A 13078-nucleotide genomic window follows, 5' to 3' on the forward strand; every position below is an offset into this window, starting at 1 on the left:
ATTAATTAATAATCGAGTATTCCATTCGTACAAAAAACCCCGCGATGCGGGGCTTTATCAACTATCGGTGAAACTTATTTGGTTTCGACTTTCGCTTTTAATTCCTGAATGCCTTGGGCGGCTTCCAGTAATTTTTGCGTTGCCTGCTGTTGCAAACTGACCAGTGCTTGCTGCTGCTCGGCTGTCGGTGGCGTAACCACATAGGTTGCCGAATCCGTCATCAATTTGATGAAGTCATCAAAACCGGAGATAAATTTATCTTTCAGACCTTTGGCTTCCGTTGTTTTAATATTCAAAGCCGCCACACTGTCTTTAATGGCTTTATATTTATCGGCAATTTTGTTGAAGATAACCGCTTGATCTTCCGGCGTAGCGGCGTTCATCAATTCGGTTTGTAATGTTTGAATTTCAGACAAATTGCCGTTTTGCTCGGTTGCGGCGTCAAAAGCTTGCAAGTCGGCTTTCAGATCCGCATTTTTGTCGCCACAAGCCACTACGGCCAGCGCTACAAACGCAAAAGCAAAAAATTGGTAAAAACGTTTCATTGAATAATCCTCTTAAAATAATAAAATAAATATCCCGTCATCCGTGACAAGAACCCGCTTAGTTTACGACCTTTGCCTAACGAGGTAAAGTGATTGTCATTTAATCGGCGGAATAATAGAGTTTGCCGATTTCGATTTTTTGTCTGCCGCTCGATTCACGCCATTTATTGGTATCACGCAACGAATACACGCAGCCGCAATATTCCTGTTGGTAGAAACGTTCACGTTTGCTGATTTCGATCATGCGTTGCGAGCCGCCGCCTTTGCGCCAATTGTAGTCCCAATACTCTACATCGTCATATTTTTCAGCGGCACGGTGTCCGCACCCGTTAATTTGATTCATATCTTTCCAGCGGGAAATCCCCAAACAGCTGGTAAATACCGGAAAGCCGTGCTCATGGGCATACTCCGCCGCTTTTTCAAAGCGCATATCAAAACACATGGTGCAACGAATGCCCCGCTCCGGTTCGTCTTCCATGCCTTTAGCGCGATCAAACCAGTTTTGGCGATCGTAGTCGGCATCGATAAACGGAATATTGAATTTCTCGGCAAAGCGGATATTTTCTTCTTTGCGGATCAAATACTCTTTTAACGGATGAATATTCGGATTGTAGAAATAAATGGTAAATTCAATTCCTGAAGCGAGGATCGCTTCCATGACTTCCCCCGAACAAGGGGCGCAGCAAGAGTGCAGCAACAATTTATTATGCCCGTTCGGCAATTCCAACTGCGACCGTACAAAAGGGCCTTTCTCTTTTTTATTGCGGCGTTTCGCCCGCACGGAAAAGTGCGGTTCATTATCGTTTTGCGTCACCGCACTTTGGGTCATGTTATGTAATTCAATCATATCGCTAATCAATTAATTATTTCTTTCCACAGACAGATAGGCCAATGCCGCCAATGCCCGTTTATATTCCGTGTCCGCCAGCGGTGCCAAGGCATCGACGGCTTTTTGCGCCTCTTGCTTCGCTTTTTGCATCACATAATCGAGGGAACCGTGCTGCTGCATCGCCGCCAACACCGGCGACAGTTGGTCGCGCCCGTTGCCTTGTTCAATCACGCGGCGAATCAACTGCTGCTGCTCAAGAGAGCCGTGGCTCATCGCATGTAGCAACGGCAAGGTCGGTTTGCCTTCCGCCAAATCATCACCGAGGTTTTTACCCAATACTTGCTGATCGGCACTGTAATCGAGTACATCGTCAACCAATTGGAATGCCGTACCCAAATAGCGGCCGTAATCCTGCATTGCCCGTTCAATCTGTGGCTCGGCATGGGTTACGATTGCCGCACATTGCGTAGCCGCTTCAAACAAGCGTGCGGTTTTACTGTAAATGACCTGCATATAACTCTGTTCCGTCGTATCCGGATCATTGCAATTCATCAACTGCAACACTTCCCCTTCGGCAATCACATTGGTCGCATCCGACATAATCTTGAGGATCCGCAAGGAATTCAGCGAGGTCATCAGCTGAAAAGCACGGGTATAAATAAAATCGCCGACCAACACGCTGGCGGCATTGCCGAACAGCGCGTTCGCCGTCTCTTTACCACGCCGCATATCGGATTCGTCCACCACATCATCGTGTAACAAGGTTGCAGTGTGGATAAATTCGATAAACGTTGCCGCCGTAATGTGCGCCTCGCCTCGATAGCCGAGCGCGCGCGCCGCCAATACGGCGATCATCGGGCGAATTCGTTTGCCGCCGCCACTGATAATATAGTGTCCCAACCGGTTGATCAGCACCACATCCGAACTCATCTGTGCCAAAATCAGTTCGTTCACTTTCCCCATATCTTCGGCACAAAATGTCTGGATCGTTTTAAGATCAAAAGCGTTTTGTTGTTCTGTTTGTTGTTCTGTCATCATTGAAACCTTGCCGCCTGATGATTATTTAGGAGGCTGATTGTACCTGAATTCTGCCAATATCTAAATATGATTTCTCAAATCAATCCCCGAGAGGATCAAATTTTTTAGCCTTATCCGAAATAGTTGCTTGCTATCAGCCGAATTTTTGCGTAAAATCCGCACCCTATTTATATGAATTTTGATTGTGCCTGATCCAGTAGACAGACTTTTGTTTATTCGGCACATATTTTTAGCGGAGTTTTTTTCTATGTACGCGGTTTTCCAAAGTGGCGGCAAACAACACAGAGTGAGCGAAGGTCAAGTAGTTCGTTTAGAAAAGCTTGAAGTTGCGACCGGTGAAACGGTTGAATTCGATTCAGTGTTGATGGTTGTCAACGGTGAAGATGTAAAAATTGGCGCCCCATTAGTTGATGGCGGCAAAGTAGTGGCTGAAGTAGTGGCTCACGGTCGTGGCGATAAAATTAAAATCGTTAAGTTCCGTCGTCGTAAACACAGTCGTAAACAACAAGGTCACCGTCAGTGGTTCACAGAAGTGAAAATCACTGGTATCAGTGCCTAATTTAGAGGAGATCGAAAATGGCTCATAAAAAAGCTGGTGGTTCCACTCGCAACGGTCGTGACTCTGAAAGTAAACGTCTTGGTGTTAAACGCTTTGGCGGTGAATCAGTATTAGCCGGTAGCATTATTGTTCGTCAACGTGGTACTAAATTCCACGCAGGCAGCAACGTTGGTATCGGTCGTGACCATACCCTGTTTGCCACGGCAAACGGGAAAGTTAAATTCGAAGTGAAAGGCGACAAAAATCGCAAATACGTAAGTATTATCGCTGACTAATTTAACGAAGCGTTTAAGAACCCCGCACTTTTACAGGCGGGGTTTTTTATTATTTGAGCTCTTTACACCGTTTTAGTCGGAAAATTGCCTGTCAATTCGCAAAGATACAGGTAGAATAAAAAATCATGCCCATACGTTGAACACGCAAATGAAACAGACCATCAGACCGATAAGCGGCTTCTTTTTAGCATTGACCACGGCAATCTGCTGGGGTACCGTGCCGTTGGCACTAAAACCACTGGTGCGCTATATGGACAGCAGCACGATTGTCTGGTATCGCTTTGTCGTTGCCGCCGTCGGTCTGTTTTTATTACTGGCGTTTTTCGGTAAATTACCGCCGTTTAAGTTACTGATTGGTCGTCGCTTTCGTTGGCTGACCACGTTGGGAATTCTTGCCTTGGGCGGCAATTTTTTACTGTTTAATACGTCACTCAACTATTTGGCACCATCGGTTACTCAGGTTATTGCACAGGTTGCGCCTTTTCTGATGATGATCGCAAGTGCGGTTTTTCTAAAAGAGATCATCGGCATAACCCAGAAAATCGGCGCGATTCTGCTGATCATCGGCTTATTGTTATTTTTCAATGAACGTTTAGCCGAGCTGTTCACCAGTATGACCGCTTACACGATCGGGGTGTTGCTTAGTCTGGCGGCTGCTTTGGTATGGGTCGGCTACGGACTGGCGCAAAAACTGATGTTGCGCCGTTTCAATTCGCAACAGATTTTGCTGGTTTTTTATACGGGTTCAGCCATCTTGTTTACCCCGCTTGCCGAAGCAGGATCAGTTTCCCGTCTGCCTCTGCTGGAGCTGTGCTGTCTGGCGTATTGCTGCCTGAACACCATCGTTGCTTACGGCGCTTATGCCGAATCGGTCAACCGTTGGGACGTCTCAAAAGTCAGTGCCATTATTACCCTTACCCCGCTGTTTACGATTCTCTTTTCAGAAATTGCACACCGAGTCGCCCCGCAAAGTTTTGATTTGCCGGCGTTAAATTTGTTATCCTATCTGGGTGCGATTGTGGTGGTCAGCGGGGCGCTATGTTCGGCTATCGGACACAAATTTTTATTTCATCGCCAAACTAAATAAGCGATGAACAGGAGAAAAAATGAAATTTATTGATGAAGCGTTAATTCGCATTGAAGCCGGAGACGGCGGTAACGGCTGTGTCAGTTTTCGCCGTGAAAAGTATGTGCCCAAGGGCGGGCCTGACGGCGGCGACGGTGGCGACGGCGGCGATGTCTATCTGGTTGCCGACGAAAATTTGAATACTCTGATCGACTACCGTTTTGAAAAACGGTTTGCCGCCGAACGCGGTGAAAACGGGCGCAGTGCCAACTGTACCGGACACCGTGGTAAAGATATCACGCTACGTGTTCCGGTCGGGACACGTGCAATTGATAACGATACCAAAGAAATTGTCGGTGATATGACACAGCACGGCATGAAAATGCTGGTGGCGAAAGGCGGCTACCACGGTCTGGGGAATACCCGTTTCAAATCCTCTGTAAATCGGGCACCCCGTCAAAAAACTAACGGTACCGCAGGTGAAAAACGGGATCTGCAACTGGAATTGATGTTATTGGCGGATGTCGGTATGTTGGGACTGCCCAACGCCGGTAAGTCCACTTTTATCCGAGCCGTTTCCGCAGCCAAACCGAAAGTTGCCGACTATCCGTTTACCACATTAGTGCCCAGCCTCGGTGTTGCCCGAGTCGATGCCAACCGCAGTTTCGTGATTGCCGATATCCCCGGGCTGATCGAAGGGGCTTCTGCCGGAGCCGGCTTAGGAATCCGCTTTCTGAAACACTTGGAACGTTGCCGTGTCCTGATCCATCTGGTCGATATTGATCCGATTGATCAAAGCGATCCGGCTGACAATATTGCGATCATCGAATCCGAATTATTCCGGTACAGCGAAACCTTAGCAGAAAAACCGCGTTGGCTGGTTTTCAATAAAATAGACATCATGAGTGAGGAAGAAGCACATACCAAAGCCGCCGAGATTGCCGACCGTTTAGGCTGGGAAGAGGATTATTATCTGATTTCGGCAGTCACCGGCAAAAATGTGCAAGCCCTTTGCCGTAATATTATGCAGTTTATTGAAGATAACCCGCGTGAAGCGGAACAACAAGCCGAAGCCCAAACCGAAGAAGTGAAATTCAAATGGGATGACTACCATCAACAGCAAATCGCCGCCCACAGCCAAGATGATGACGAGGATTGGGACGACGACTGGTCGGAAGAGGATGAGGAAGGCGTAGAAACCATCTACAAGCCGTAACCGCCGTAAATATCGAACCGCACTTTAATACCGGATCGAAAAATCAGTAAAGTGCGGTTTCATTTATCCGTTAATTAAAAATCGACGTAATCACCAATACCCAGACAATACTGCTCAACGGACCGAATAAACCGATTGAGATTCCTCCCAGCCTAAACTCCGACTGTTTAATCAATCCGGTACTGAAGGCAATCGCATTCGGTGGGGTAGACACCGGCAGCAACAAAGCGCAAGAAGCACTCAAAGCAATCACCAACGGTAATACCGCCGGGCTAAAATCCCCGCTGGAAATACTCATCAATGACAGGGCTATCGGCACTAAAATCGTAGTGGCCGCCGTATTACTCATAAAGTTGGACAGCAAAACGGTAATAAAACCGAACAACAGCATTAATAAATAAAAATTAATTTGCACATGGCTGAGCTGATCGACAAAATGGCTTGCCAACTCCTGCTCCTGAATCGCCATGCCGAGCGCCAAACCGCCGGCAACCAGCATTAAGGTATCCCACGGCAATGCGCGCACGTCATCGGCATCCAACACACCCAACATCGTCAATGCCACAATCGGAATGCCGGACACCGCAGCAATCGGAATACCGAACCATTTTGAAGTCAGCCAGAAAAACAGCGTCACCGTCAGTACGGCAATCATGATGATTTTCTGCAACCGCAGCTCCTTTGCGACAAAATGATTCGCCTCTTCTTCCGTACCGTTCGGTAACGAAAGTTGAATATCCATCTCATCACGCCCGATCCGATAACGACGCAGCAGGATTTTCCAGAAAACATAAATCAAAACCGCCGCAATCGGGATACCGATGATCATCCATTCCAGAAAGGAAATGTGAATACCGACTGCCTCCAACGCCCCGACAGCGATGGCGTTCGGCGCCGAACCGATAATCGTCCCCATACCGCCTATGGATGCCGCGGTTGGAATGCCTAATAGTAAGGCTTTGGAAAAATTGGATTTTTTATCTAGTGAGGCAAAAATCGGACTGACTGTGGCGATCATCATCGCTGTCGTGGCCGTATTGCTCATCAACATCGAAATCAGCGCCGTAGTTACCATTAATCCAAAAAGGATAAAGTGCGGTTTTTTGCCGAATTTTGGCAATAATCGTTTTAATAATGCCTCATCCAGCTTGGTTTTTTTCATGCCCTCAGCAAGGAAAAATCCGCCTAAAAACAACCAAATCACCCCGTCCGACCAAGTTTGTACATAACGCATGGCGTGTTGGTTTTCATCCGTGCCCATCACCACGACCAGATACCCGATGACCAGAATCCCGACTGAAAACGGCGGAATAGCTTCTGTCATCCACAATGCGATCGCCATAAACAGCAAAACTAACACTAAATTTTGTGTACGGGTAAAATCCGGATCAGACAGCCAGTACATCATTCCCACACCGAATAAAATCGAGAGCAGAAATTGGATCACCTTGCTTTGTCTTGCCAAAGCAATCGGGTAAAGCGTTAACTTTTTAAGCGAATAATAGCGTGAATCCGGCATAAGATATGTCCCTAAAATGAATGAATACTTGCATTTTAGAGGGAAAAAATCACTTTCATCAAATCATATAGCGCCAAACTGTAAGACATCTCACAGATTATTTCCCGCGATAACACTTAGATGGGGGAATATTAACCAATATCTTACAAAAACCCTCATACGCCATAACTTGAGCCAGGTTTTACAGATACAAAAAAACCTCCCGCAGGAGGTTTTTTGATTCGCAGAATCCGAATTAGATTACCGCAACATCAACCGCTGATGGACCGCGTTGTGAATCTTGTACGTTAAACTCTACTTTATCGCCCTCATCCAGACTTCTGTAGTTATTGCCAATAATACCTGAAAAATGCACGAACAAGTCTTTGCTGCCGTCTGCAGGAGTGATAAAGCCGAAGCCTTTTGTTGAGTTAAACCATTTTACTGAACCGGTTAATTTAGACATGATGTCATCCTTAATATAATAAATTTAATTTGTTTGCTTAAAGCAAATACGTTTGCTAGTAACTTGAACTTAAATAGAGATTGGTATTCAAAGACTTTCAGGAAAACAAAATAAATTTGTTATTAAAGGAAGTGCAGGAAATATCGAACTTAAATAAACTGTCGCTTAGCTGTTACGGATTAGAACACGATTAACGACACAGCACAAGCGATTTCTTCATTATTTTGAAATTAATTATAAAATGGCACGCCCTACAGGATTCGAACCTGTGACCTACGGCTTAGAAGGCCGTTGCTCTATCCAGCTGAGCTAAGGGCGCATTGTAAAGATGGATAATGAAGAATCGGGAATAAGAAGTGGTCGGCGAGATAGGATTTGAACCTACGACCCACTGGTCCCAAACCAGTTGCGCTACCAAGCTGCGCTACTCGCCGACAAGTGGGAAGCATTATAAGAGCCTGAAATTTTTCGTCAATCATTTTTTGTCTTTTTTCGATCGGTCGCTTATTTTTTAACGGATTCAGGGTTACAATCCCCCTGCTTTTCTGCCAAAATACCGCCACTCACATTTCGTTATCTTGATAAAAGGATTGCCCTATGCCCGCTCAAATTATTTCCGGTACACAAATTGCCCGGCAAATTAAAACGGAAATTGCCGAAAAAATCGCTCATACTGTCGCCGCCGGAAATCGAGCGCCGGGGCTGGCAGTGATTCTGGTCGGGGCGGATCCCGCCTCACAGGTGTATGTCGGCAGCAAACGCAAAAGTTGCGGCGAATTGGGTATCGCCTCTAAATCTTACGATTTGCCTGCCGAAACCGATGAGCAGGAGCTGTTACAGCTGATTGATCAACTGAATGACGATGCCGATATTGACGGAATTTTGGTTCAGCTGCCGCTCCCGCCGCAAATCGATTCCACCAAAGTGATCGAGCGTATAGCACCGAGCAAAGATGTGGACGGTTTTCACCCTTATAATGTCGGGCGCCTATGTCAGCGCATTCCGCTGCTGCGCGCATGCACGCCTTATGGTATTATCAAACTGTTGCAAACAACGGAAATCGATCTCTATGGGCAGCACGCCGTTGTTGTCGGCGCCTCGAATATCGTCGGTCGCCCGATGGCGCTGGAATTGCTGCTGGCGGGCTGTACCGTCACCGTCACGCACCGTTTCACCCACGATCTGGAACGACATGTCCGCCAAGCCGACATTCTGGTAGTTGCCGTCGGCAAACCGCACTTTATTCCCGGGGAGTGGATTAAGCCCGGTGCGGTGGTGATTGATGTCGGAATTAATCGTACCGATAAGGGGTTGGTCGGTGATGTGGATTTTACGGCGGCCTGTCGACATGCCGGTTTTATCACCCCCGTACCCGGCGGAGTCGGTCCGATGACGGTTGCCATGCTGATGAGCAATACTCTGTCTGCCTATCAACAACATCTTGGCGGCTGACCGAATTCTAACCCGGAGTCTCGTTGTACAGAGATTTCTATCTTTAATGTGCTAAAGGAGAAAACAATGTCTATGCAGAAAACCACGTTATTTATTGCTGTCTGTTCTGTTTTGCTGACCGCCTGTGCCGGCAACAACAATGCAGAACGGATTACCGTTAAAGACTATCAGGCGCCGGTACTCGATGCCAAATGGGTCAGCTATCAGTGTGATGCCGGTGTCGATCAACAACAAGCGGAAGCCCGCTACCATTTCGGTGAAGCCACTGCCGTCGCACAAGTTAAATTGGGCGAACAAATCTTGACGCTCGACTATGACGGCGAGCGCTCCAACGCAGAAACCACCGTCTTCAGCGTCGATAACTATTCTTGGTCGATTACCAATAAATTTGCCGGGAAAAAACCGGAATTGGAAGAAAACGGTTTCCTGACCGTCAGAAAAAATGAAACGGTTAACGGCACCACCATAGCCGTGGAAGAAATTCTGAAAAAAGCGTGCTTCCCGCTAAAATAGGCGCTTAACGGCAACGGTTAAAAAGCCAAAGTGCGGTCAGGTTGCCCTGTACCGCACTTATTATTTCGTTTGCCGTTCCGCTTTGGCGCTATCCTCTGCGCCAACTAGTACCGCCGACGCCGTCTTCCAGCACAATTCCCATTGCGGTCAGCTTATTGCGCGCGTCATCCGCCGCCGCCCAATTTTTATCGGCTCTGGCCTGATTACGCTGCAAAATCAGCGCTTCGATTTGCGCCACCTCATCTTCATTGGAACCGCCCTGTAAAAAAGCTTCCGGCTGTTGCTGCAAAAGCCCCAGTACATCGCCCAATTCACGCAATCTGGCCGCAAGCCGAGCAGCTTCTCGGCTGTCTTCCTGTTTCGCTTTGTTCACCGCTCTTGCCAGTTCAAACAGCACGGACAAAGCATTCGGCGTATTGAAATCGTCATCCATCGCCTCTTTGAATGCCTGTACGAATTCCTCACCGCCTTGCGCCTCAACCGTCGGATCCGTATCACGAAGTGCGGTATAAAGCCGTTCAAGTGCGGTATGCGCCAAATTCAGATTTTCATCACTGTAATTCAACTGACTGCGGTAATGGGCGGTCAGCAAGAAGTAACGCACACTTTCGCCGTGATAATGCTGTAATACATCACGAATAGTGAAAAAATTGCCGAGCGATTTCGACATTTTTTCCTTATCGACCATAATCATGCCGGAATGAATCCAGTAATTGACATAATCATCGCCGTGCGCACAGCAAGATTGTGCAATTTCATTTTCATGGTGCGGAAACATCAAATCAGAACCGCCGCCGTGAATATCAAAGTGCGCCCCTAACTGCTTGTGATTCATTGCCGAACATTCGATATGCCAGCCCGGACGCCCTTTCCCCCAAGGGGAATCCCAACTCGGCTCGTTCGGCTTCGACATTTTCCACAGCACAAAATCCATCGGATTCTGCTTGATTGCGGAAATTTCCACCCGCGCACCGGCTTGCAGTTGATCCAAATCCTGACGGGACAATAACCCGTAGTTGCCGTAACTCAACACCGAAAACATCACATCGCCGTTGCCCGCCACATAAGCATGGCCGCGTTGCAGCAGTTTTTCGACAATCGCAATAATTTCAGCAATATGATGGGTGGCTCGCGGCTCACTGGTCGGCGCCTGAATATTCAGTGCGGCAAAATCACGGTGCATTTCCGTGACCATACGCTCAACCAACTGCTCGCAGCTCTCCGTATTTTCTTGCGCACGTTTAATGATTTTATCGTCCACATCGGTGATATTACGCACATAATTCAGCTGATAACCGCAATAACGTAAATAACGGGCAATCATGTCAAAACAGACGAAAGTGCGGCCGTGGCCGATATGACAAAAATCGTAAACCGTCACACCGCACACATACATTCCGACTTTGCCCGCCTCGATCGGCGTAAACACTTCTTTTTCCCGCTTTAAGGTATTATAAATTTTTAACATAATTCTACTCTCTGAACCGCACTTGTAGCGATGCCGCTGTTTTTATGGAATAATAACCGCCACTTTTATCACCGTTATAGGATATGAATTATGGTAACCCTACACACCAACTTTGGCGACATAAAAATCGCATTAAACACTGAAAAAGCCCCAATTACCAGCGAAAACTTTTTAAATTACTGCAAAAAAGGATTTTACGACAACACCATTTTTCACCGTGTGATCGACGGCTTTATGATTCAGGGCGGCGGCATGGAAAGCGGCATGAAAGAGAAAGCCACCGATAAACCGATCCAAAACGAAGCCGGCAACGGTTTAAGCAATAAAAAAGGCACAATCGCCATGGCGCGCACCAGTGATCCGCACTCGGCAACCGCACAATTTTTTATCAACGTGGCAGACAACAACTTTCTGGATTATCGCGGCAAAGAGATGTATGGCCGCGAAGTCGTTCAGGAATGGGGCTATGCGGTATTCGGCGAAGTCGTTGAGGGTATGGACGTGGTGGATAAAATCCGTCAGATCAAAACCGGCAATGCGGGTTTCCACCAAGACGTACCGAAAGAAGAGGTGGTTATTCAGTCGGTCACGGTAGAATAACGCAAGTCTTACTGTTCAATGCCGACCTAATCCGTCGGCTTTTTTCCTCGCTTATGCATTCAATAGGAGTGTAAACCATGATGCGTATCGCCATTCTGCTCTTCTTGGCGACAGCCCTTACGGCTTGTAGTCTCGACGTGCCGTTTGTGCCGTTAATTTAACGGTACACTATCGAGCAAATAGCGGCAATTTAGCGTTTTCAACAATTTCTGTTATACTATCAAGGCATAAACATTTTGGTGCGCCACCATAACATCATTATTTTTATTGCATAATGTATTTATTACAGATAACTTGAAGGAGATCACAATGAAAAAAAATCATTTTGTTGCTGCGTTATTAACCGCCACTTCAGTACTGTTATTGGGCGGATGTTCATCTAATCAGTCTCTCCACACTACAGACGGAGGGAAAATTGTCACCGACGGCAAACCAACAGTCGATGATGATACCGGCTTGGTATCCTATAAAAATGCGGAAACCGGCAAAACCGAACAAATCAATCGCAATGAAATCCGAAAAATGAAAGAGCTGGATAATTAGCCTGACGGCGACAGCCTCAAAAGAAAAATGCGATCATTCGGATCGCATTTTTTTATCCGCGCGGATGAAACTGCCGATGTAATCGCTTCAACCGCTCTTTGGCAACGTGGGTATAAATCTGGGTCGTGGAAAGATCACTGTGCCCCAACAACATCTGCACGACCCGTAAATCCGCACCGTGATTGACCAAATGGGTGGCAAAGGCGTGCCGTAACACGTGCGGCGACAGCGTGTTTTGATCAATTTCTGCCAGCAACGCATAGTGTTTTATCCGATGCCAAAACGTTTGCCGTGTCATCATCGTGCCGCGCAAACTGGGAAACAGCACATCAGCGCTTTGCCCTTTCAACAAGACATGTCGTCCGTACAGCATAAATTGCCGAATCCAGTAAGCCGCTTCTTCTCCCATCGGCACCAACCGCTCTTTGTTGCCCTTGCCGATGACACGCACAACGCCTTGATTCAGGCTGATACTGTCCACGCTCAACGTCACCAATTCGGTCACTCGCAAACCGGTGGCGTATAGCAATTCCAACATCGCTTTATCACGTAATTCCAACGGCTCATCGGTCGCCGGCGCATTTAACAAATCGCTCACTTGCCGCTCACTCAAATATTTCGGCAGACGGGAAGGCAGTTTCGGCGAGGTTAGCAGTGCGGTCGGATCGTCCGGACGATATTTTTCCCGATACAGATATTGAAACAGTTTGCGCAACGTACTCAGCATACGGGCGGAGCTGGTGGCTTTATAGCCCTTGGCAAGACGCTCACCGAGAAAAGTTTGCAAATCAATATGATCCAGCTGCAATAATGTCAATTGTTGCGCCGTCAGCCAGTGGCAAAGTGCGGTCAAATCCAGTCGGTAAGACGCTACCGTATTTTCAGATAAGCCTTTTTCCAACCATAATTCATTGAGAAACAGGTCAATCAGCATGTTATCTTTCATTCGTGCGCCCGATTTTTGCAAAATAGCGGAGAATAATCATCAACCACCGTGCTTGCACAGAGGC

General features: G+C 47.2%; 14 protein-coding genes, 2 tRNA genes and 1 pseudogene. 8 read left to right on the forward strand and 9 right to left on the reverse strand.

Annotated features, from left to right (window positions below; translation table 11 throughout):
- Positions 1 to 74: 74 nt before the first annotated feature.
- The 3 genes and pseudogenes from OA57_RS05955 to ispB all read right to left on the reverse strand — a co-directional run bounded on the left by OA57_RS05955 (position 75) and on the right by ispB (position 2412).
- Positions 75 to 545: a hypothetical protein gene (locus OA57_RS05955; protein ID WP_034614866.1), complete on the reverse strand. Its 471-nt coding sequence runs from the start codon at positions 543 to 545 to the stop codon at positions 75 to 77.
- A 100-nt stretch (positions 546 to 645) separates the two neighbouring features.
- Positions 646 to 1290, reverse strand: a pseudogene (locus OA57_RS05960) (epoxyqueuosine reductase QueH); the annotation flags it as partial.
- Positions 1291 to 1404: 114 nt separating this feature from the next.
- Positions 1405 to 2412 carry an octaprenyl diphosphate synthase gene (ispB, locus tag OA57_RS05965; RefSeq protein WP_268746705.1) on the reverse strand — a complete coding sequence of 336 codons (1008 nt, stop codon included), beginning with the start codon at positions 2410 to 2412 and terminating at the stop codon, positions 1405 to 1407.
- 247 nt (positions 2413 to 2659) lie between these two features.
- Between ispB and rplU the strand changes: the two genes are divergently transcribed.
- The 4 genes from rplU to cgtA all read left to right on the forward strand — a co-directional run bounded on the left by rplU (position 2660) and on the right by cgtA (position 5528).
- Entirely contained in the window at positions 2660 to 2971 is a 312-nt protein-coding gene (gene rplU, locus OA57_RS05970; RefSeq protein WP_034614869.1) for a 50S ribosomal protein L21, read from the forward strand.
- Positions 2972 to 2988: 17 nt separating this feature from the next.
- Entirely contained in the window at positions 2989 to 3246 is a 258-nt protein-coding gene (gene rpmA, locus OA57_RS05975) for a 50S ribosomal protein L27 (protein ID WP_034614873.1), read from the forward strand.
- Positions 3247 to 3394: 148 nt separating this feature from the next.
- Positions 3395 to 4333, forward strand: coding sequence for a DMT family transporter (locus OA57_RS05980; protein ID WP_034614876.1), 939 nt, complete (start codon positions 3395 to 3397; stop codon positions 4331 to 4333).
- A gap of 19 nt (positions 4334 to 4352) precedes the next feature.
- Complete coding sequence (gene cgtA, locus OA57_RS05985; RefSeq protein WP_034614879.1) at positions 4353 to 5528, forward strand: Obg family GTPase CgtA; 1176 nt, start codon at positions 4353 to 4355, stop codon at positions 5526 to 5528.
- Between the two features lie 70 nt (positions 5529 to 5598).
- Here cgtA and OA57_RS05990 read toward each other — a convergent pair whose 3' ends face one another.
- From OA57_RS05990 to OA57_RS06005, 4 genes are all read right to left on the reverse strand, one after another.
- Positions 5599 to 6936, reverse strand: a complete 1338-nt coding sequence (locus OA57_RS05990) for an SLC13 family permease (protein ID WP_034615376.1) — start codon at positions 6934 to 6936, stop codon at positions 5599 to 5601.
- Between the two features lie 346 nt (positions 6937 to 7282).
- A complete protein-coding gene (gene cspE / locus OA57_RS05995) occupies positions 7283 to 7492 on the reverse strand; it encodes a transcription antiterminator/RNA stability regulator CspE (RefSeq protein ID WP_034614882.1) in 210 nt (69 codons plus the stop codon).
- 242 nt (positions 7493 to 7734) lie between these two features.
- Positions 7735 to 7811: transfer RNA gene (locus tag OA57_RS06000), tRNA-Arg, on the reverse strand.
- 38 nt (positions 7812 to 7849) lie between these two features.
- Positions 7850 to 7926 (reverse strand) — tRNA-Pro (locus OA57_RS06005).
- Between the two features lie 163 nt (positions 7927 to 8089).
- On the opposite strand from OA57_RS06005, the gene folD reads away from it, so the two are divergent.
- Both folD and OA57_RS06015 read left to right on the forward strand, forming a co-directional pair.
- On the forward strand, positions 8090 to 8944 hold the full coding sequence (gene folD, locus OA57_RS06010; RefSeq protein WP_034614885.1) for a bifunctional methylenetetrahydrofolate dehydrogenase/methenyltetrahydrofolate cyclohydrolase FolD: 855 nt from the start codon (positions 8090 to 8092) through the stop codon (positions 8942 to 8944).
- Positions 8945 to 9010: 66 nt separating this feature from the next.
- Positions 9011 to 9457 carry a hypothetical protein gene (locus tag OA57_RS06015; RefSeq protein WP_034614888.1) on the forward strand — a complete coding sequence of 149 codons (447 nt, stop codon included), beginning with the start codon at positions 9011 to 9013 and terminating at the stop codon, positions 9455 to 9457.
- An 88-nt stretch (positions 9458 to 9545) separates the two neighbouring features.
- On the opposite strand, the gene cysS is transcribed toward OA57_RS06015, so the two are convergent.
- Positions 9546 to 10925: a cysteine--tRNA ligase gene (gene cysS, locus OA57_RS06020; RefSeq protein WP_034614891.1), complete on the reverse strand. Its 1380-nt coding sequence runs from the start codon at positions 10923 to 10925 to the stop codon at positions 9546 to 9548.
- 90 nt (positions 10926 to 11015) lie between these two features.
- Between cysS and OA57_RS06025 the strand changes: the two genes are divergently transcribed.
- Together OA57_RS06025 and OA57_RS06030 are read left to right on the forward strand one after the other, a co-directional pair.
- Positions 11016 to 11525, forward strand: a complete 510-nt coding sequence (locus OA57_RS06025) for a peptidylprolyl isomerase (RefSeq protein ID WP_034614894.1) — start codon at positions 11016 to 11018, stop codon at positions 11523 to 11525.
- A 309-nt stretch (positions 11526 to 11834) separates the two neighbouring features.
- Positions 11835 to 12068 (forward strand): YgdI/YgdR family lipoprotein, encoded by a 234-nt coding sequence (locus tag OA57_RS06030; RefSeq protein WP_034614896.1) that lies wholly within the window; start codon positions 11835 to 11837, stop codon positions 12066 to 12068.
- A gap of 52 nt (positions 12069 to 12120) precedes the next feature.
- Here OA57_RS06030 and xerD read toward each other — a convergent pair whose 3' ends face one another.
- The gene (gene xerD, locus OA57_RS06035; protein ID WP_034614898.1) at positions 12121 to 13014 is read right to left on the reverse strand and encodes a site-specific tyrosine recombinase XerD; all 894 of its coding nucleotides are present in this window, start codon (positions 13012 to 13014) and stop codon (positions 12121 to 12123) included.
- Between the last annotated feature and the right edge of the window lie 64 nt (positions 13015 to 13078).

The sequence above is a fragment of the Chelonobacter oris genome (assembly GCF_000772535.1).
GTDB lineage: Bacteria > Pseudomonadota > Gammaproteobacteria > Enterobacterales > Pasteurellaceae > Chelonobacter > Chelonobacter oris.

Bases quoted from the DNA above. Each gene is read 5' to 3' on its own strand.
- OA57_RS05955 (WP_034614866.1), bottom strand. From the start codon at position 545: ATGAAACGTTTTTACCAATTTTTTGCTTTTGCGTTTGTAGCGCTGGCC.
- ispB (WP_268746705.1), bottom strand. From the start codon at position 2,412: ATGATGACAGAACAACAAACAGAACAACAAAACGCTTTTGATCTTAAA.
- rplU (WP_034614869.1), top strand. From the start codon at position 2,660: ATGTACGCGGTTTTCCAAAGTGGCGGCAAACAACACAGAGTGAGCGAA.
- rpmA (WP_034614873.1), top strand. From the start codon at position 2,989: ATGGCTCATAAAAAAGCTGGTGGTTCCACTCGCAACGGTCGTGACTCT.
- OA57_RS05980 (WP_034614876.1), top strand. From the start codon at position 3,395: ATGAAACAGACCATCAGACCGATAAGCGGCTTCTTTTTAGCATTGACC.
- cgtA (WP_034614879.1), top strand. From the start codon at position 4,353: ATGAAATTTATTGATGAAGCGTTAATTCGCATTGAAGCCGGAGACGGC.
- OA57_RS05990 (WP_034615376.1), bottom strand. From the start codon at position 6,936: ATGATGTACTGGCTGTCTGATCCGGATTTTACCCGTACACAAAATTTA.
- cspE (WP_034614882.1), bottom strand. From the start codon at position 7,492: ATGTCTAAATTAACCGGTTCAGTAAAATGGTTTAACTCAACAAAAGGC.
- folD (WP_034614885.1), top strand. From the start codon at position 8,090: ATGCCCGCTCAAATTATTTCCGGTACACAAATTGCCCGGCAAATTAAA.
- OA57_RS06015 (WP_034614888.1), top strand. From the start codon at position 9,011: ATGTCTATGCAGAAAACCACGTTATTTATTGCTGTCTGTTCTGTTTTG.
- cysS (WP_034614891.1), bottom strand. From the start codon at position 10,925: ATGTTAAAAATTTATAATACCTTAAAGCGGGAAAAAGAAGTGTTTACG.
- OA57_RS06025 (WP_034614894.1), top strand. From the start codon at position 11,016: ATGGTAACCCTACACACCAACTTTGGCGACATAAAAATCGCATTAAAC.
- OA57_RS06030 (WP_034614896.1), top strand. From the start codon at position 11,835: ATGAAAAAAAATCATTTTGTTGCTGCGTTATTAACCGCCACTTCAGTA.
- xerD (WP_034614898.1), bottom strand. From the start codon at position 13,014: ATGAAAGATAACATGCTGATTGACCTGTTTCTCAATGAATTATGGTTG.